Here is a 19,262-nt window from a genome sequence, read left to right as displayed (position 1 = left end):
AACACTTACCATTTTTACGCCCGGCTTTCCGCTATAATGCGCGCCTATGAAGATCAAACATTACCCTGACGATGTCAGCCAGAATTTTTTAAAGCTGCGCAACCAGTTGATTAGTGCCACCGGTAAAGCCATTGGTGACTACAACATGATTGAGGAAGGCGATACCGTGCTGGTGTGCATGAGTGGCGGCAAAGACAGCCATGCCATGCTCATGATTCTGCTGGCGCTGCAAGAACGCGCGCCAATCAACTTCAAACTGATTGCGATGAATCTGGACCAGAAGCAGCCGGGCTTTCCAGCCGACATTCTGCCGGCCTACTTTGAAAAACTGGGTGTGGAATATCGCATCGTCGAGGCCGACACCTATTCCATCGTCAAGGAAAAAATCCCTGAGGGTAAAACCACTTGCAGTCTGTGTTCACGCCTGCGTCGTGGCATTATCTACACCACGGCGCAGCAATTGGGTGCCAACAAGATTGCGCTGGGACACCATCGCGATGACATTGTGCAAACCTTGTTCTTAAACATGTTTTACGGGGCCAAGATGAAGGCGATGCCGCCCAAGCTGGCGACCAACCGTGGCGAATTCATGGTGATCCGCCCGCTGGCCTATTGTGCCGAAAAAGACATTGCCGCTTATGCACGCGGCATGCAGTTTCCGATTATTCCGTGTGATTTGTGCGGCAGCCAGGAAAACTTGCAGCGGCAAAAGGTAAAAGACATGCTTAACAACTGGGAGCGTGAACAACCCGGGCGCATCAATAATATTTTCCGTGCCATTGGTAATGTGGAGCCCTCACACTTGGCAGATTTTGACTTGTATGACTTCAAGCATTTGAGCCAGGCTAAAGAGGAGGATGAAGATCCCATGTTTGACCATGAGAAATTTTCGAGCAACGACATGGCGCTGACCATTGCCACGCAAGACGAAAAACATATTGCCTTTGCACGCAAACCGTTTCCAGTTGCGGTGTCCACTGAAGAATAAAACAACTATTTGAGGATGGCAGGTGTATAAAACGGCACTTTCTTGTATGGAAGGTTGTCTAGCCGTTGCAACGCTTGCTATTATCTAGCCAACGCTTAAACAGACTACGCAATGTCCAAACTACTGATTGTAGAATCCCCTTCCAAAGCCAAAACCCTAAAAAAGTATTTGGGCGGCGACTTTGAAGTCTTGGCCTCTTACGGGCATGTACGAGACCTGATTCCGAAAAATGGCGCCGTCGATCCAACCCAGCAATTTGCCATGAAGTACGGCATTATCGACCGCAACAGCAAGCACGTAGATGCGATTGCCAAAGCAGTCAAAAATGCAGACAGCATTTATCTGGCAACCGACCCGGATCGCGAAGGCGAGGCCATCTCCTGGCATATTGCCGAGATTCTGGCTGAGAAAAAGCTGATCAAGAACAAATTGCTCAAACGCGTTGAGTTTAACGAAATCACGCAAACCGCCGTCAAGTATGCGATTGATCATCCGCGCGACATTTCGATGGACTTGGTCAATGCGCAGCAGGCGCGCCGCGCGCTGGACTATCTGGTTGGCTTTAATTTATCGCCCCTACTATGGAAAAAGATCCGCCGCGGCCTCTCGGCTGGCCGCGTGCAGAGCCCGGCCTTGCGCCTGATTGTTGAACGCGAGCTCGAAATCGAAGCCTTTACCAGTCAGGAATACTGGAGCATCCATATGGGTGCGCTCAAGCATGCGCATGGTTTTGAAGCCAAGCTGGTGCAGCTCAATGGGGCAAAAGTCGAACAGTTCACCGTCATCAATCATGACCAGCAAGCCGATATCGTCGGCAAACTGCTGCTGGCGTCTGCCGGCAAAACAACGGTCACCCGCGTTGAGAAAAAACAACGCAGCCGGAGTCCGGCCGCCCCATTCACCACTTCAACCTTGCAACAAGAGGCCGTGCGCAAGCTGGGCTTTACCACCAGCCGCGCCATGCGTGTTGCACAACAACTGTATGAAGGGGTAGACGTGGGTAGCGGCACCGTCGGTTTGATTACCTACATGCGTACCGACTCATTCAGCCTGGCCACTGAAGCAGTCATGCAAATCCGCGACTACGTGAAAAAGCATTTTGACGCAGACTACCTGCCAAAAGCGCCCATCATGTACAAAACCAAAGCCAAGAATGCCCAAGAGGCACACGAGGCGATCCGCCCAACCGATATTACACGGACGCCAGCCAGTGTGCGTCAATATCTGAATGACGAGCAGTTCAAACTGTATGAAATGATCTGGAAGCGCACGCTGGCTTGTCAGATGACACAGGCCAAATATGACGCGGTCAGTGTTGATCTGGCCGTCGGCTCCGAGGCTAATCTGTTCCGTGCCAGTGGGCAAACGCTGGTCTTCCCTGGCTTTATTGCCGTCTATATGGAAGGCAAGGACGACGACAAAGACGACGAAGATGCCGAGGCCAAACTACCGCACCTGGAAACAGGCGAAGTGCTGAACGTTGAGCGTATTTATGGCGAGCAACATTTTACCGAGCCGCCGCCGCGTTACTCTGAGGCCAGCCTGGTCAAAGCACTGGAAGAATACGGTATTGGCCGCCCCTCGACGTATGCGAGCATTATCTCCACCTTGCAAGACCGCGAGTATGTGCTACTGGATAAGAAACGCTTTACCCCTACGGACGTAGGTCGTGTCGTCAACAAGTTTTTGACCGAGCACTTTACCCAGTATGTGGACTATGACTTTACCGCCAAACTCGAAAACGAGCTCGATGAAATTGCGGAGGGGAATTTAGACTGGGTGCCCGTCATGGACAAATTCTGGCAAGGGTTTAACCAGCAGATTCAGGTCAAGGCCGATGTCGAACGTCCGGGCAATGAGCTCATCGATGAACAATGTCCCAAATGTGGCCGCCAGTTGCAGAAACAACTGAGCCGCTATGGTAGCTTTATCGGTTGTACCGGCTACAACGCCACCCCCAAATGTGATTACAAACGCAGCCTGGATGGTGAAACCAATGCCGCCGCCGAACCGGTCGTCATCGGTCAGGACACGGAAACCCAAAAAGACATTTACCTGATGAACGGCCCTTATGGCCCCTATTTGCAGGTAGGTCAGCCCGTGGAAGGCGAAAAGAAAAAACCAAAACGCGTCAGCATCCCCAAAGAGATTCCCCTCAGCCAGATCAACATTGATACGGCGCACATGCTGCTCAGCCTGCCTCGGGACCTGGGCGCACACCCGGAAACCGGTAAAAAAATCGTCGCCAATATTGGCCGCTTTGGCCCCTACGTCAATCACGATGGCAAGTTCAAGTCCATCCCAAAAACTGAAAGCGTGTTCAGCATTACGCTGGAAGGCGCAGTCGCACTGTTGGCGGCTGCCGGGGGCCCGGCACCGCTGGCTGATTTGGGGGCGCACCCTTCAGGCGAGGGGCGTATTGAGGTATTCTCAGGACGTTATGGTCCTTATGTACAACATAGCGGGATCCGCGCCACACTGCCAAAGAGTGTGACGCCGGAAGAGTTAACCGTTGAGCAAGCGCTAGAGTTATTGGCCGAAAAAGCAGCGAAAGACGGCGGCACTAAAACTGGTAAAAAAACGACAGCTAAAAAAGCGCCTGCCAAAAAGACAACAACCAAGACAACCACCAGCAAACGCACAAAAAAAACCGAAGCAGAATAAATAAAGGGAGCTAAGCTCCCTTTATTTATTGTTGGTTGCTGCGATGGCGAGGACTAATGATTCGTCCATAAATGATCAATGTTGTCTACGCCCCAGGCTGCAGCGGACTCATTGCCTACAATCTCATCCATTCCCTTGGATAAATCTAATTCAACCACGGGAATACGCGTTTTGGATTTTGTGGAGAAAAACACCTTCACGACCGGCTTGAGTAAACTGTCAGGCGATTGCCTGACCACGACAGCCAAACGGCCAGACTTCAAAATTACCACAGTCCCCACAGGATAAATACCCAAGCTCTTGACGAAAGCCTTAAAGATGACCGGATCAAAATGCCCGGCCCAACTGGCCATACGTTTGAGTGCCATACCTGGCTCCCAAGCCGGTTTATATGAACGGGTCGACGTAACGGCGTCATACACGTCACAAATAGCGCCCATCTTGGCAAAAATACTAATGCGGTCTCCAGACAGTCGCTTGGGATAGCCGCTTCCGTCCACTTTCTCATGATGATGCAAACAAACATCGAGCGTGACTTCATCGGCAACATTCGCTTTAAGCAACATATCGTAGCCCAACTGCGGATGCTGGCGGACGATATCAAACTCCTGATCAGAGAGTGCGCCAGGTTTATTCAAAATATCCAGCGGAATCGCAGCTTTGCCCATATCATGCATTAATCCGGCCAATCCGGCTTTACGGATCTCTGCATCAGAAAGTTTGAGCTCTTTTGCCAGGGCCGCCATCAGTGCGCATACCGCCACCGAGTGCATATACGTGTAATCATCTACCGTTTTTAGCCGTACAAGACTAATCAGCGCATGCGAATTACGCGTAACAGAGGCAGAAATTTCTTCCACGATGGGCATCACTGCTTCCGCCTCTATTGCTTTACCCAGGCGCAAATCCTGAAACATTGAGTTAATGGCTTTGCGCGAAGAAGCAATGATCTTAACCGCTTGCTCTCGCTCAGCCTCCATCGTGGTCGGGGTGTGTCTATTCGGATCAGGTGAGGCGGGCGGTGGGGAAGGTGCCGGACCATCCAGCTCAAGCATGACCAGCTCCTTATCGGACAAGGCTGGCTGCGGAGGGGGTTCGGACAAAGTTTTTCTGACCTTAGCAATATCCAGGCCTTGGCTGACATCAATCACCACTTCTTGGATGCGGCTGGCAAGAAGCTTCTGCAAGTCTTCCGGGTCCTTGAGCACAAACTTGCTGCGCCAAAATGGATGATCCATCCACGGCCCCTTGAGCTCATGAATGTACATGCCTAGGCGCACGTCCTTCACTTTAATTGTTTTAAGCATCCCGTTTACAACCCCCATACAACTGCTAACAATTTTACAATTGATTCAGGTCAAATAGCCATAAAAAAAGAGGGCAAATGCCCTCTTCAAAATTACTTTTACGTGAATGTTGTTTACAATCCTGCCGCCGCGCGCAGTGCTGCCGCCTTGTCGGTATTTTCCCAGCTGAACTCAGGTTCATCGCGGCCAAAGTGACCATATGCTGCTGTTTTGCTGTAAATAGGTCGCAACAGGTCCAACATTTTGACAATGCCTTTTGGACGCAAGTCAAAATGCTCGCGTACCAATTGTGTCAGACGTTCATCAGACACCTTGCCGGTACCATAGGTCTCGACCATGATAGAGGTCGGTTGCGCCACGCCAATCGCATAGCTCACCTGTACCAGACACTTATCTGCCAAACCTGCAGCCACAATGTTTTTGGCGACATAACGACCTGCATAAGCGGCTGATCGGTCGACTTTGGAAGGATCTTTGCCTGAGAATGCGCCGCCACCATGGGGTGCAGCACCACCATAGGTATCCACAATAATTTTTCGGCCAGTGAGGCCGCAATCACCTTGCGGACCGCCTATGACAAAACGACCGGTCGGATTGACCAGATACTTGATCTCGCCTTTGATCAATTCTGCGGGCAAGGTCGGTTTGATAATTTCTTCAATGACAGCTTCACGAATGGCTTCTAAAGTCATCTCAGGGGCATGTTGGGTAGACACCAGCACGGTGTCAATTTTATGCGGTTTGCCATCGACATACTGGATTGTGACTTGTGATTTGGCATCTGGACGCAGCCAAGGCAAACGGCCATCTTTACGCAGTTGCGATTGACGCTCCATGACACGGTGGCTCAACCAGATGGGCAAAGGCATCAGTTGTGGCGTTTCGTTCACGGCATAGCCAAACATCAGACCCTGATCACCCGCGCCCTGATCCAGAGGATCATCATTGGCGTTATCGACGCCTTGCGCAATGTCCGGGGACTGTTTGTCATAAGCCACCAGTACCGCGCAACCTTTGTAGTCAATGCCGTAATCCGTATTGTCGTAGCCGATGCGTTTCACCGTATCGCGCGCGACTTTGATGTAATCAACATTGGCTGTCGTCGTAATCTCACCGGCCAACACAATCAGGCCGGTATTTGCCAGAGTTTCCGCCGCCACACGTGCTGTCGGATCTTGGGCGAGAATGGCATCGAGAATGCTGTCAGAAACTTGATCGGCCAGTTTGTCAGGATGACCTTCGGAAACGGATTCCGAAGTAAAAAGATATTCACTCATGTTTGACGCCTTGAAAAGTATAAAGAGTTGATAAAAGCGATCGACTAAAGGCTAAAGCCGACCGCAAAATTGGGAACGAAGATTCTACCCGAGTTTAACGGCAACAAGGAATAAATATGCGGACCATGGATGCCTTCAACGGCGTGATAAGGTATTATCTTGAGCTATGAAATTAAGATTCACCAAAATGCAGGGCGCCGGCAATGACTTTGTCGTCATTGATGCGACTCGCGCCCCAGTCAACCTCTCCCATGCCCAAATCCAGCACATCGCCAACCGCTATTTTGGCGTGGGTTGCGACCAGTTATTGATGGTCGAGTCGACGACCACGCCTGACGTGGACTTTCGTTACCGCATTTTTAATGCAGATGGTGGCGAAGTTGAGCAATGCGGCAATGGGGCCAGGTGTTTTGTGCGATTTGTCGTGGATAAAGGGCTCACAGACAAACACGAAATCAAAGTCGAAACCGCCAGTGGCGTGATTACGCTCAAATTACAAGAAGACGGACAAGTCACCGTGAATATGGGCGCGCCTCGTTTTACACCCGCGCAGATCCCTTTTGAGGCTGAGCAACAAGCAACCACTTATGAATTGCCATTGGCGAGCGAAACCATCACAGTCAGCGCAGTATCCATGGGCAACCCACATGCAGTCATGCTGGTAGACAATGTGCATACGGCCGAAGTCGCCAGCCTTGGTCCGCAAATAGAATCGCATCCTCAATTTCCGCAACGCGTGAATGCTGGTTTTATGCAGGTCCTGAACGAGCATGAGATCAATTTGCGTGTCTATGAACGCGGCAGTGGTGAAACGCTGGCTTGCGGCACTGGCGCATGCGCGGCAGCCGTCAGTGGCATCCAACTGGGTACACTACAAAGCCCGATCAAAGTCCATACCCGTGGCGGCATCCTCACCATCCAATGGGCAGGCGGAGAGTCGCCCGTCTTGATGACCGGGCCGGCAGAGATTGTATTTGACGGCGAAATTGAAATTTAAAACAAAGAACTTAAGATAAAGAACAGCAGTATCATGGAAGAAAGCATCAACGAAAACGACATCAAGCATTACCTCAAAGCACACCCTGACTTCTTTGAGCGTCATGCCCACTTACTGGCAGAGCTGTTCCTGCCCAGCCCACATGGCAAAGGCACCATTTCACTGGCAGAACGTCAGCAAATCGCCCAGCGCGACAAAATCCGCGTGCTGGAATCCAGATTCACCGAGCTGATTCTGACCGCAGAAGAAAACGAAACCACCGCCAACAAGGTGCACGAGCTAACTTTAGGCTTGCTGTATGCCAAAGACGTGCCAGCCTTGCATGCGCATCTGGTCGAGTTTTTGTCCAGCCAGTTTCAGTTGCCAAATACGCAACTCAAACTATGGGCCAATGACGCCCATGCGCCAGACAGCCTGTTTATTGCGGCAGAAGACTCGCTCAAAAACTGGGCCAAAGACTTGAGTCAACCTTACTGTGGCACGCTGCCGACCATGGATATTGCTGGCTGGTTTAGTGAAACCCCGGCTTCGCTGGCCGTGATTCCGATGCGCTACCAGGAAGTGACGTTTGGTTTGATGGCCATCCCCAGCGAGCAACGCAGCCGCTTTTATGCGGGCATGGGCACCCTGTTCCTTAACCGCATTGGTGAACTGGTCAGCGCCTCGCTGGCACGCTATATCGTATGAAAGCCCCCGCTGAGGTTTCCGCCAAGAGGGATTTTCTTGCGGCAATTGTCAGCGTAAATCAACCATGGCAACGCGGCCAGATTGCCGCGTTGGCTGTGACCCAGCGTCCGCATGAACAAGCATGGTCACTCCAACTGCGGCGGGCACTGGCTGCCGCTGACTCATCGTTAAAGTCCTGCGGATACTCGCATGCATGAATTGCTAGATGACTACCTCGATTTTCTGCATTTCGAGCGTGGTCTCAGTGAACACACCCGCAACAACTACCAGCGTGACCTCGAACAACTGCTGGCGCAACACGGGAACGCGCTGCAATCGATCACCCCGCAACACATCCGTCGAAGCATCGCCACCCTGCATAGCCAAGGCCTGAGTGGCCGCAGCATCGCGCGCATGCTCTCCAGCTGGCGCGGCTTCTTCCGTTATCTGGTCCTGCATCACCAATTCCCCTCCAATCCGGTCATCGGCTTGCGCGCACCCAAAGCCGCCAAAACGCTGCCACATGCCTTATCCATCGAGCAAACCATCAAACTGGTTGAACTGGAGGGCGATACCGCCATCGTTGTGCGCGACCGCGCCATGCTGGAACTGTTCTACTCCTCAGGCTTGCGACTGAGCGAACTGGTCGGCCTCAATCTGGACCGGCTGGATTTAAACGAAGGCATGGTCACCGTCACCGGCAAAGGCAATAAAACACGGATGGTCCCGCTGGGGAGCAAAGCCGTTGCTGCACTGAAGGCCTGGTTGGCCCAGCGACCACTGTGGCTGCTCAAACAGCCACAGCAACCCGCGGTCTTCATTAGCCAGCAAGGCCGCCGCCTCAATGGTCGCAGCATCCAAAAGCGCATTAGTGACTGGGCCATCAAGCAGGGCCTGCATAACCATGTGCATCCTCATATGCTGCGTCACAGCTTTGCCAGTCACGTACTCCAAAGTAGCGGTGACTTACGTGCCGTACAAGAAATGCTTGGGCACGCCAATATCAGCACCACCCAGGTGTATACACATCTGGATTTTCAGCATTTGAGCAAAGTGTATGACGCTGCACACCCGCGTGCCAAAAAAAAATAAATGGCTGAATCAATGGCCTAGCCTTTACCCTAGTCCTCACATGGTTTTGCAAGTGCATAAATTGTGGCAAAATAACCCTACTAAATTGGTAAACTTTCTACCAGTCTCGTGACTCTAAAGTCACATCGCCTGCGTTTAGTCATGACAGGCAGTTATTTCAATCAAACCTAAAAAAGGAAATTCCATGGAACACGTCTTACCAGCATTGCCTTTTGCAAAAAATGCATTAGCCCCACACATGTCTGAAGAAACTTTTGACTATCACTATGGCAAACACCACCAAGCCTACGTGACCAACCTCAACAACCTGATCAAAGGCACCGAGTTTGAAAATGCCAGCCTGGAAGAGATTGTAAAAAAATCTTCTGCTGGCATCTACAACAACTCTGCACAAATCTGGAACCATACCTTCTTCTGGAACTGCCTGTCTCCAAACGGTGGCGGTGAGCCAACCGGTGCATTGGCTGCAGCCATCAATGCCAAATGGGGCTCTTATGAAGAGTTCAAAAAAGCCTTCCAAGCTTCAGCAGTCGGCAATTTCGGTTCTGGCTGGACCTGGTTGGTGAAAAAAGCTGACGGCTCTGTAGACATCGTTAACATGGGCGCCGCGGGCACCCCATTGACCACAGGCGACACTGCATTGTTGACCATCGACGTTTGGGAACACGCCTACTACATCGACCACCGCAATGCCCGTCCTAAATTCGTTGAAACATTCCTCAATCACCTGGTTAACTGGGAATTTGCAGCAAAAAACTTTGCTTAATTCGCAGAGTCGTTATTTAATGATAAAAAATACGTAATCCGTATAAAAAATACGTAATCTTTTAAACACACTGTTTTAAAAAATACGTAATCCTAAGCCTCGATTTTCGAGGCTTTTTTTATGTATTCATTTTTGACTTGAAATCTGATGGCTCATTTGAATCTCCTAAATGAACCCGTGACTACACCCGTGATTTCAAACTCCATCTGATTTGTGATTAAGATAGGTGCATATTTACCTGAAGAGTTTTCTGGTAGAAGTTTAGGTAAGCCGTTGGGCTGTTTGGATAGAGTTTTGACGGTGAACTCACCATCAACCATCACAAGTACGATATCTCCCAATGAAGCTTGCTTGCCTTTAACGACGATAGCTTTATCACCAGGCATCAGACCGACTTCAATCATAGACTCACCCTGAATTGTGACAATAAATGTGTTTTCCGCTTCATCGATCATGAAGCCACTCACGTCGATAAAGCCCTCTAAGTGTTCATCCGCTGGAGACGGTAAGCCAGCTGGCACTTTAGATTCAAAAGCTGGCAGTTCTATAGGCGGAGAAGCCATCTTTGGACGAGTAATCAAGCCAACCGAGTCTAAGCTGTCCTTGATTTGGCTGAGTCGTAATTTTTTTGCGTGTGCTTTTACAAGGTCCCCCACCACTTCCTTCTGACTTTTAAAGATGCGGACAACCGTGGTCTCCTCCATATTGATACGGAATCCGACCTTACGGCCAGCACCTGGCCGTTTACCACCTTTCCTATTTAACTTTTCATCGCTCATTGATTAATTGTAACACTTAATCAATTTGATGTAAGCTTGCGACTGATCGCTAATACAAAAAAGTAATCGGCGGATTTTGCAACACAAGTATATAATATGTATATACAAATAATTTACATATAAAATATTTTGTATTGTAAATTGCTATACATTTTGTACAATTCAGATATGGCTAAACCCAAACAAAAGCTAAAGACTGTGCAGGTATCAATGCGTATGGAACCGTCCATCAAGGAAGTTGCAGACCGTGTAGCAAAAATTGAGCACAGAAACTTTTCCAACCTCATTGAGAAGTTGGTGCTTGATCATGGAAAAACTCTAGGTATAGAGCCAGACAACAAAGTTAGCAGGAGTGCAAAAAATGAAGCGGAAACAACCTAAGCAAGCTACGCCTGAAACGGAAAACGAGGCAGCGATTGTTCAAGTGCCGTCGAATGAAATTCATTTCTATCGTTCAAATGAAAAACCTTATGGGCCACTGAGTAATCTGTACAGATGTTCTGTTATGTTTGAGGGCATCATTTTCCCGACCTCAGAGCATGCATACCAAGCTGGTAAAGCCAGGAAGCCGGAAGTGCGCGATTGGTTACTCGCGGCCCCAAGTCCCGCATTGGTGGCAATGGCTGCCCATGGACTGTATGTGTGGGATGTGCACCCAGACTGGTCAAAAACAAAGTTTGACCGTATGAGGGGTGTTTTGTATGCCAAATTTACCCAGCATCCTAAACTCAAGGAGTTATTGCTTTCAACTGGCGATAAACGATTAGTAGAAGCAGCGACCGTAGATAATGCGGTGAACAGACTGTGGGGCGAGGTAGACGGCAAAGGCAAGAACATGCTCGGCGTGCTTTTAATGGAACTTAGAGATAAACTGCGCACTGAAAATATGGCAGTTGCATCCACCCAAATACAACAACCAGTTGCAACAACCCAGGGACAACGTGAACAGCAATATGCAGCTGTATAAGCTGCAATAAGGAAATGAATGACGCCTAGCCACTACGAAGAAGAGCTCTCAAAGCTTCGTGACACTTACACGCAGGCATTGTCCTCTGACATAGACGCACTAAAAGTAGCAATCGCAGGGGTAAGTGAATCCAGTATTATAGGTGTTGGCTCAGGTGGTTCCTACACAGTCGCTTCCCTGTTGTGTAGCTTGCACGAAGCATATACTGGTCGAGTATCACGACCGTCCACTCCACTGGAACTCATCTGCAACCCTAACCTGGCATCCGCCAGCCCAGTTTTTTTAATCTCAGCTGAAGGTAAGAATCCGGATATTTGTGAGGCTCTGGACAGAGCACGCCGTCAAAGCGCTAGAACGGTCCATGTATTGGTCAACCGGGAAAATTGCCCATTAGTTAAGAAAGCTGAAGAACTATTTGAAGTAAAGCGGCATGTCTTCGACCTACCTTACAAAGACGGTTATCTAGCCACCAATAGCCTACTGTATGACGCCATTCTGATTGCGCGTGCGTACAGTGAACTAGATGGCGTCCAGTCTCCGTTCCCTCAGTCATTTGATGATCTGAAGATTGGCGATAAAAGCATCATCGAATGGGCAGCCAGCATTGGAGACTTTGCTCAGCATGCAATCAAGGCAGGCGCAGTATTTGTCACCTATTCGCCCATACTAAAAGCAGTCGCAGCGGACCTGGAATCAAAATTGGCAGAAGCAGCATTACTGCACTGCCAGTTGGCGGATCTTAGGTCTTTTGCGCATGGTCGCCACTTGTGGCTGGCTGAACGCCCAGACGATTGCGTAATCTTGGCGCTCATCGACCCCTCACTTGAAGCGCTATGGTCACATACAACATCACTAATTCCCAAACCAGATAGTTGCCTTGCAGTGAATGTGGGCGGTTCGGCACCCGTGGATTTGGTCAAAGGTATTGTGACAGGAATGTACCTGGTGTCAGTCATCGCTAAATTGCTAGGTAAAGATCCTGCAAAACCAGTGGTGCAAAAATTCGGCCGGGACTTGTACTACGCAGACGTGAATAACTTGGTCGGCAAACCCGATGATGAAAACAATTTTGGGGTTCACTCAAAAGCAGAAGTATTGGGTGCACACTGGCCTGCAAAAACACAACGGGTTGCCATCACTCGCGCCATGGAAGCAGCCCGCGATGACATGCTGCAACAGCAGTTCAAAGCGATTATCTTTGATTACGATGGCACCCTTTGTCCCTCACAGCGCAAAGAAATCGCTCCCTCACGGGAAATCGCTGATCACATAATCGCATTAGTGAGAGCGGGTGTCGTTGTGGGAGTGGCATCTGGTCGTGGAGGCTCTATGCAAGATGCTCTCAAGGAGGTCATCCCTGAAGAGCTATGGCCTGAGATTCATTTGGGACTGTATAACGGTGGCCGCAGGACAAGACTCAATGGGGAGGTTCCCAAAGAGACAGCGTCCAGCGAATTTATCAGTCATGTCACGCGTATTGTCAGACGCCTGCAGTCCCTGGGTGCGCCAATTGTAGATATTCGATCCACGCCACCTTATCAGGTCAGTGTCCGTTTCCGTGAAGGGATTGCGACTGAACCGATGTGGTTTGTGCTGGCGGATGCTCTCCGTGAAGCAGGGCTTGACTTATATCGTATGGTCAGAAGCAAGCATTCGATTGATGTTCTTGAAGAGAAAGTAAATAAATCCTTATTGCTTGCCGACATAATCCAACAAAATAAGATAGAACCATATAAAATCTTAACAATGGGAGATCAGGGCGCTTGGCCTGGGAACGATGCTTCACTTCTCGAGCATAGATATTCGTTAAGTGTAGATATCCCATCAAGAAGGATGGATCGCGGCTGGAAATTTGCGCCAGATCATAAGCGTTATGTAGACGCAACCCTTTGGTATTTAAGTCACATCAGAATTGAGAACAACACTTTTAGAATTGATATATAAAACTAACTTACAAAAGCAATAAATATGAAAGACATTAATGCGCGGTCGTTATTGGTCAAAGTCATGGGTTGGAATAGCCAAGACGACTATTTAAGCCATGTCCCTGAATTATTATTGCTAGCAAATCAGAAGTACGACTTCTACCAGCGCTTTGGGCCTGGACAACGCTTCATAGAAAGCCTGGCCTTATGGCTTCAGCAATTCGATCCTCAAGACCGACAACAAGCCCTTGAATTAGTCAGAAGCAAACTTGTATTTGTCTCAGACGAAGAGTTCTCACACTTAGTACAAACCTCCTATCCTGACTGGATAGTACAAGAGCGCGTGCGGTTAGTCGCTGAAGAGTCTGGTATCCCGGACTATCAGGTAACCAAAATTTCTAAAACTGATAGGTTCAAGGAATTAGGCCTCAAGAGTTTATACCTGGGATTGAGTGATGGCGCACGCACCAACGAAGTTCGGCGTTCCAGTGAGGGTCAAATCGGTAACGAGCAAATCTGGCAGGCGTATGAGCTGAGTGACGAAAAAGCAGATGACATGGTCGAGGAATTAGCCGGCGCATTGAAAAAAAATGGGTTTACCAATAGTAAACCCCGGTTCAATCTGATCTGGCTGCTTGATGATTTCTCCGGAAGTGGCAACACATACATTCGCTTTGCAGATAACAAGTTCAAGGGCAAAATCAAAAAGATATATGAGCGGCTGACCCGTGGCGATTTGATTGATACGAACCACTATGAAATCTTCCTGCTTCTGTATATCGCTACTAGGCAAGCCCTTAATCACATAGAATACTGGTCTGAGCGGTTTACGTCTGAAAACGGATTTAAACCACTCAAAATTAAAGTGCTGCATATCATCGAAGAAAACACCTCATTATTATCAGCTTCCAATGCTAGTTTCCATGCACTGTTGGCCGAAGATAAATACTATGATCATGCCTACTTTGATAAGAACATCGAGGTTGGTGGTACGCTCGATGCGAAATACGGCTTTGCAAATTGTGCTTTGCCAATAGTGCTGTCACACAACACACCAAACAATTCAGTTTATATGCTGTGGGGGCCAGAGACATCTGATAAATTTCAGGGCCTATTCCCCAGGGCAAGTCGTCACCGAGAGTTTTAATGGCTGTATCCGGAAATCCATTCAAAGAAAGAGCGACCGAGCGAACTGCTTCGGACGATGCTTTTGTACGTATTTTCTCCCCCAAGATTTTAGAAAATTTAACCGAAGACGAATTCAAAGGTGGTGTACACCTGTTCGTCAGTCCGCCTGGAGGTGGGAAAACCACGCTTTGCAGGGCATTTACCCCGTCTGTTCTAAACTCATTCTGGAAAGCCAAAGACTTTCCTGACATGAAAGAATCTGCCAACGTATTAATTGAACTGGGCGTATTGGACGTTAATGAGGGCCCTAAACTGCTGGGAGTACAGTTAACCTGTTTGAGCGGATATGCTGATTTACCCACTGATGTTACTATCCAGCATGATGGGCTTTTCAGAGCACTAATGAACTGCCGTATTGTATTACGCGCTTTGCGAAGTCTGATGACTGTATTGAAGGTCAACTCCATTGATCAGCTCTCCAACATTACCTTAGTATATCCAGGCGAGTTACAGGAACTCTCCGCCATTCCTAAAGAAAGTTCACCCATCATATTAGCTGAGTGGGCAGAGAAATGTGAAAGAGAAGTCTATTCACACCTGGATGCTTTGAATGAGACCGATGCCACCGGAAAAATGCCTGCCCATGTGCGCTTTGAAGGCGTTCTCTGGTTACAAGGGGTTAAATTTATCCAGGATGGTACCGAGCTAATTCCACGCCGTTTACTCATGGTCGATGACTTGCAGGCACTTCGGCGCAAGCAACGAGACTTGCTAATCAGGGAATTGATGGATATGCGGCCTAAAGAACCAATATGGCTTGCGCAACGTACATCGGCTTTAAATGATACGGAGGTACTTTCCGCAGGCGCTAGGGAAGACAGGGACATCAGTATTCATTCAATTGACTCTCTTCTCAAAGGCAGGAATGGTTTTCCGTCATTTGCACAAAACGTGTTAGAACGCCGTTTTGAGACACAAACACTCTTTCCAGGTGCCAAGTTTGAGCAATTTTTGGAAAGCAACATTCCCCTCAAGGAATTAAAAGAGCCCTTCAATAAAGCGACAGAAAGTTTTAAAAAGAGTGTCGCTCGCATCAAGAATGTCAGTCAGTATCAGGAATGGATTGCTAAGGCAGAAAGTGTCTTTAACAAAAATACCCCGGTGCTTGAAGATATACGTACCCTGTATTCAACCAGGATTTTAATCTCACGAAATGAGAACAGCCGACAACTGTCTTTCATTCCGCTAGCGGCTGAAGAAATTGAAGAACGGGACAGCTCTGCATTGCAGGGAGCAGCAGACCTGTTTGCACATTATGAATCCAATCTGCCTTACTACTTCAGTATGGACACTCTGTGTGCAATGGCGACTAACAATATTGAAGAACTGATCGGCTTGGCTTCCAGACTTTATGACGGCATAGAAGCAAATCAGATGCTCAGGAGAACTGATCCTTCGCTGACCGTGATTGAGCAACAGAAGCTTTTTATAGAAGCTGCCCGTAAGAAGCGCGAGTTCATTCCGCGATCACATGCAGAAGGCACCCGTGCCCAATCATTGATCGATTCAATCGGTAGTTTCTGTACGGAAAAAACCATCTTGCCGAATGCACCTTATGCGCCTGGCGTCACCGGTATTCGCCTGTCGTTTTCAGAGCTAGACCGGTTGATGAACCCTCAAGGCGGCGCAGTGGATCAAATGAAAATGCTCAGAAGAGTATTGACTGAATGTGTCGCTGATAATCTTTTGTTTATCAAGCCAAGCCAAGCCACCACAGGCAGAGAAGGCGGACAAGTGTTCTACCTGAATAGAACATTGTGCGTGCATTATGGATTGCCATTAGCATTAGGTGGCTGGCAGGACATAAAAGTCAATCAGCTTATCGAGTGGGCACAAAAAGGTAGAAAACACTCTAGTAAAAGCCTTGAACTATGACTCAGATGATCTGGCAACAATATGTGTATAGACGGGGTAATGAAGTTCCGGAGTTATGGGACTCCCTGTTCAAAAAAAGAAAACCTAAGCTGCTATACATAGCAGGACAAGGCTTTGATGTCAGGGTCATCAAAGTTATGGAAAAATTTCTTTCAACACTAGATGAAGTGGGGATCGAAGTTGAAAATGCCAAATTATTGCTGATTGAAGTCAATGGCTATGAACTCAGTGATGAACTAAAGAAGCAAACTGAAGAGAACGGCAAGCAGCTTGAAGCGCTTTTCAGCTCAATTGGCAGCATCTCCAGACTGCCCATCGGCGCCCCTGAATCATCCGACGATGATGAGGAAAACGATGCCACGGCGACGCAGATACTGACTGCTGGCGTCCGTAGTGTAATTGCACAAATTGATCAGTACACAGACATCATTCTGGATGTCAGCTCACTTCCAAGAGTTGTTTACCTCAGCCTACTGGTGGGGATATTGGGTAAGTTAATCCCTGATAAAAACAAGCCTGATGCGTTGTATGCCAATGGAATCAACTTTCAGGTTCTGGTGGGTGAAGACCCCAATCTCGACGGGCAAATCAAGTCTGAGGACCCAAGTAACGAATTCATTAATATTCCTGGATTCTCCAGCGCTCTAAACCTTGAGAGTGCAAGGGACTGGCCGTTTGTCTGGTTCCCTGTCTTGGGTGAGAACAGATCTGGCCAACTGGACAAAATCATCTCAGAAAAAGTACAGGGTAATGCTGAGGTATGCCCGGTGCTACCGCATCCATCCAAAAACCCCAGACGCGCAGATAGTTTGATCCTTGAGTATAGAGAGACGCTATTTGAAAGAATGGGTGTTGCTACCACCAATGTTATGTACACACATGAGGCGCATCCGTTTGAAACATACCGGCAAATGTTCAAGGCGATGGAACGTTACCGCATCAGTTTTCAATTACTGGGGGGATGCAGGCTGGTAGTGACACCTCTTTCCAGCAAGTTGATGACCTTGGGTGTTGGCCTTGCTTGTTTCAATATGAAGCCTCAAGGCCAAGATGAAAATCATGTTCTGGCAATTCCTTACTCCGAGCCGCACCGCTACAGCGTGACTGGTGCAGAGCTAAAGGCATCCAAACCGGAAATCTTTTCCCTGCTGCTCACCGGCAGCGCTTATGAAGCATGATGGCTATGGTATTCACAGATTTACCACCACTTGAAACTGTCTTCGATTGGATCGAGTTACATAAAACCACGGTAGATCTGCTCAAATGGGCAATGCTTTTACTCGTCGCCTGGATAGCAGGCGTGTTCAAATTTCTACGGATGAGGTTGCGTAGACCAAGCATCGCTATCGTGGAAGATACTAGTCGTTGCCTGATTGAAGAGTTGAGCCAGTTAAACGGGTACAGCGATGTGCTGAGAGCTACGTTGCTGGTAGAGGTTGGTGTATTGAATCCCACCAATGAGCGTATCAATGTCAAAGGCTTCACACTTGCTGTTGCTCGTAGAAGATACTTTAAGCGTTGGAAACGTGAGCAGATAGCCTTATCTCTTCCAAGTCGCCCCAGATTTCAGACAGGCAGTGGAATGAAAATTTCACAAAACTGGTTCTCGAAGTTCCCTGATGAGTATCAAGAGGCGACCATTACCAGTGTGATTGAACCGAAAGAATTTCCATCAGGCTATTTATTGTTCGTTTTAGCAGCTACCGGCAACGCCAAGCCCAAAATTGAAGATGGGCACGTATTCGTAAAGGCTAGGGTTAATTTAACCACTGGAGAATCATTCAGGGTGTCTGGGAAAATTAAGATAGTCCTCGATTCAGATCTGTTTGAAAGCTGGTTGCCTGGTATTAATGATCATATCAGTCACGATTCTGTCCTTGGCTCATCAATTGAATGAAAAAGGCATCTGCGCCAAGAATGCATGCCAGAGTAATTGCCACCACTGCAACTGCATGTTTTACCACATGCATCATGCTTGTGAAATGTAAAACAAATTAAATTCCACGTGTATTACGGAAGATGATTTTGCTTCCCAAAATTGCCATTTTCAGACCCCATAAATGACTGAAAAAATCTCCCCAAATTTCTTTGACTATCAATGAAAAAATGGGATTGAAATTTGAGCAAAATTTGGCTGAAAAAATCAGTCATTTTTTGTCGAAAATTTAACTGATTCTAAGTAAATGTTAGCCCGGCCAGGTGTTTTCTAAATCGGTTATTTCGATTAGTATTTTTTTATGACTCCGTTCTCCATCGCCCTTAAAGAAATACGCTCAAGCAGAGATTTGAAGCAAAGAAAGTGCGCCGAAATTATTGGGTGGGAACCGAGTTACCTAAGTTCACTGGAAACAGGATATAGACCACCGCCACAAACTAAGGGTATTAATCACCTGGTAAAAAAACTAGGCTTGAGTATAGAAGAAGCCCAGATGATACGTGAGGCCGCTGACCGCTCTAGAGAGGTCCTGAAAATTCCCCGGCAAATTGACCTTAAAAAAAGAGAAGCGTTACTCAGGTTTGCTGAATACCTCCCGAGAATGACACAAGATGAGCTTGCCATTATCAGTCTCACTTTGAACATCTCAGCCAAGACACAGTGGGAGGAACACAAAATGTAAAAAGGCGAACCCTTGGGAGGCCCGCCTTTTTGGGAACAGATATCTGTCGCCGTGCAAAGCCAGTATCTTAGTTTTCCGATCAGCCGTCAAGCCCATCCCACACTCATCAATCGATAGAACAGCCGTTTTTACACGTCTGATGGTTAAGTTTTG

The 19,262-nt window shown here is 48.2% G+C and carries 17 protein-coding genes; 14 read left to right on the top strand and 3 right to left on the bottom strand.

Annotation, left to right across the window (positions count from 1 at the left end):
- The first annotated feature begins 46 nt into the window (after positions 1 to 46).
- Both ttcA and topA read left to right on the top strand, forming a co-directional pair.
- Entirely contained in the window at positions 47 to 988 is a 942-nt protein-coding gene (ttcA, locus tag ACFQ1T_RS05040; RefSeq protein WP_275357675.1) for a tRNA 2-thiocytidine(32) synthetase TtcA, read from the top strand.
- Between the two features lie 111 nt (positions 989 to 1,099).
- Positions 1,100 to 3,652 carry a type I DNA topoisomerase gene (gene topA, locus ACFQ1T_RS05035; RefSeq protein WP_338655455.1) on the top strand — a complete coding sequence of 851 codons (2,553 nt, stop codon included), beginning with the start codon at positions 1,100 to 1,102 and terminating at the stop codon, positions 3,650 to 3,652.
- A gap of 53 nt (positions 3,653 to 3,705) precedes the next feature.
- Here topA and ACFQ1T_RS05030 read toward each other — a convergent pair whose 3' ends face one another.
- Both ACFQ1T_RS05030 and metK read right to left on the bottom strand, forming a co-directional pair.
- Positions 3,706 to 4,959 carry an HD-GYP domain-containing protein gene (locus ACFQ1T_RS05030; protein WP_379074544.1) on the bottom strand — a complete coding sequence of 418 codons (1,254 nt, stop codon included), beginning with the start codon at positions 4,957 to 4,959 and terminating at the stop codon, positions 3,706 to 3,708.
- Between the two features lie 113 nt (positions 4,960 to 5,072).
- On the bottom strand, positions 5,073 to 6,236 hold the full coding sequence (gene metK / locus ACFQ1T_RS05025; protein ID WP_379074541.1) for a methionine adenosyltransferase: 1,164 nt from the start codon (positions 6,234 to 6,236) through the stop codon (positions 5,073 to 5,075).
- Between the two features lie 166 nt (positions 6,237 to 6,402).
- Between metK and dapF the strand changes: the two genes are divergently transcribed.
- The 4 genes from dapF to ACFQ1T_RS05005 all read left to right on the top strand — a co-directional run bounded on the left by dapF (position 6,403) and on the right by ACFQ1T_RS05005 (position 9,757).
- Positions 6,403 to 7,233, top strand: coding sequence for a diaminopimelate epimerase (gene dapF, locus ACFQ1T_RS05020; protein WP_194748786.1), 831 nt, complete (start codon positions 6,403 to 6,405; stop codon positions 7,231 to 7,233).
- A 33-nt stretch (positions 7,234 to 7,266) separates the two neighbouring features.
- Entirely contained in the window at positions 7,267 to 7,920 is a 654-nt protein-coding gene (locus ACFQ1T_RS05015) for a DUF484 family protein (protein ID WP_194748787.1), read from the top strand.
- A 189-nt stretch (positions 7,921 to 8,109) separates the two neighbouring features.
- The gene (xerC, locus tag ACFQ1T_RS05010) at positions 8,110 to 8,991 is read left to right on the top strand and encodes a tyrosine recombinase XerC (RefSeq protein ID WP_379074537.1); all 882 of its coding nucleotides are present in this window, start codon (positions 8,110 to 8,112) and stop codon (positions 8,989 to 8,991) included.
- Positions 8,992 to 9,175: 184 nt separating this feature from the next.
- Positions 9,176 to 9,757: a superoxide dismutase gene (locus ACFQ1T_RS05005; RefSeq protein WP_194748789.1), complete on the top strand. Its 582-nt coding sequence runs from the start codon at positions 9,176 to 9,178 to the stop codon at positions 9,755 to 9,757.
- A 152-nt stretch (positions 9,758 to 9,909) separates the two neighbouring features.
- Here the strand turns inward: ACFQ1T_RS05005 and ACFQ1T_RS05000 are convergent, their stop codons facing one another.
- The gene (locus ACFQ1T_RS05000; protein ID WP_379074534.1) at positions 9,910 to 10,536 is read right to left on the bottom strand and encodes a LexA family protein; all 627 of its coding nucleotides are present in this window, start codon (positions 10,534 to 10,536) and stop codon (positions 9,910 to 9,912) included.
- A 168-nt stretch (positions 10,537 to 10,704) separates the two neighbouring features.
- On the opposite strand from ACFQ1T_RS05000, the gene ACFQ1T_RS04995 reads away from it, so the two are divergent.
- The 8 genes from ACFQ1T_RS04995 to ACFQ1T_RS04960 all read left to right on the top strand — a co-directional run bounded on the left by ACFQ1T_RS04995 (position 10,705) and on the right by ACFQ1T_RS04960 (position 19,109).
- Positions 10,705 to 10,917, top strand: coding sequence for a hypothetical protein (locus ACFQ1T_RS04995; RefSeq protein ID WP_379074532.1), 213 nt, complete (start codon positions 10,705 to 10,707; stop codon positions 10,915 to 10,917).
- The gene (locus ACFQ1T_RS04990; RefSeq protein WP_379074529.1) at positions 10,898 to 11,503 is read left to right on the top strand and encodes an NADAR family protein; all 606 of its coding nucleotides are present in this window, start codon (positions 10,898 to 10,900) and stop codon (positions 11,501 to 11,503) included. The genes ACFQ1T_RS04995 and ACFQ1T_RS04990 overlap by 20 nt, the downstream gene beginning before the upstream one ends.
- Positions 11,504 to 11,521: 18 nt before the next feature.
- The gene (locus tag ACFQ1T_RS04985) at positions 11,522 to 13,447 is read left to right on the top strand and encodes a hypothetical protein (protein ID WP_379074526.1); all 1,926 of its coding nucleotides are present in this window, start codon (positions 11,522 to 11,524) and stop codon (positions 13,445 to 13,447) included.
- A gap of 24 nt (positions 13,448 to 13,471) precedes the next feature.
- The gene (locus tag ACFQ1T_RS04980; RefSeq protein ID WP_379074523.1) at positions 13,472 to 14,575 is read left to right on the top strand and encodes a phosphoribosyltransferase-like protein; all 1,104 of its coding nucleotides are present in this window, start codon (positions 13,472 to 13,474) and stop codon (positions 14,573 to 14,575) included.
- On the top strand, positions 14,575 to 16,491 hold the full coding sequence (locus tag ACFQ1T_RS04975; RefSeq protein ID WP_379074520.1) for an ORC-CDC6 family AAA ATPase: 1,917 nt from the start codon (positions 14,575 to 14,577) through the stop codon (positions 16,489 to 16,491). The genes ACFQ1T_RS04980 and ACFQ1T_RS04975 overlap by 1 nt, the downstream gene beginning before the upstream one ends.
- The gene (locus ACFQ1T_RS04970) at positions 16,488 to 17,669 is read left to right on the top strand and encodes a hypothetical protein (protein ID WP_379074517.1); all 1,182 of its coding nucleotides are present in this window, start codon (positions 16,488 to 16,490) and stop codon (positions 17,667 to 17,669) included. The genes ACFQ1T_RS04975 and ACFQ1T_RS04970 overlap by 4 nt, the downstream gene beginning before the upstream one ends.
- Positions 17,666 to 18,388: a hypothetical protein gene (locus tag ACFQ1T_RS04965; RefSeq protein ID WP_379074514.1), complete on the top strand. Its 723-nt coding sequence runs from the start codon at positions 17,666 to 17,668 to the stop codon at positions 18,386 to 18,388. Before ACFQ1T_RS04970 ends, ACFQ1T_RS04965 begins: the two co-directional genes overlap by 4 nt.
- A gap of 340 nt (positions 18,389 to 18,728) precedes the next feature.
- A complete protein-coding gene (locus tag ACFQ1T_RS04960) occupies positions 18,729 to 19,109 on the top strand; it encodes a helix-turn-helix domain-containing protein (RefSeq protein ID WP_379074511.1) in 381 nt (126 codons plus the stop codon).
- Positions 19,110 to 19,262: the final 153 nt, after the last annotated feature.

Source organism: Methylophilus glucosoxydans, from assembly GCF_042676145.1.
Taxonomy (GTDB): Bacteria; Pseudomonadota; Gammaproteobacteria; order Burkholderiales; family Methylophilaceae; genus Methylophilus; species Methylophilus glucosoxydans.
The sequence above is the reverse complement of the archived record's forward strand: the minus strand, read 5'-3'. Positions and strand labels throughout refer to the sequence as shown.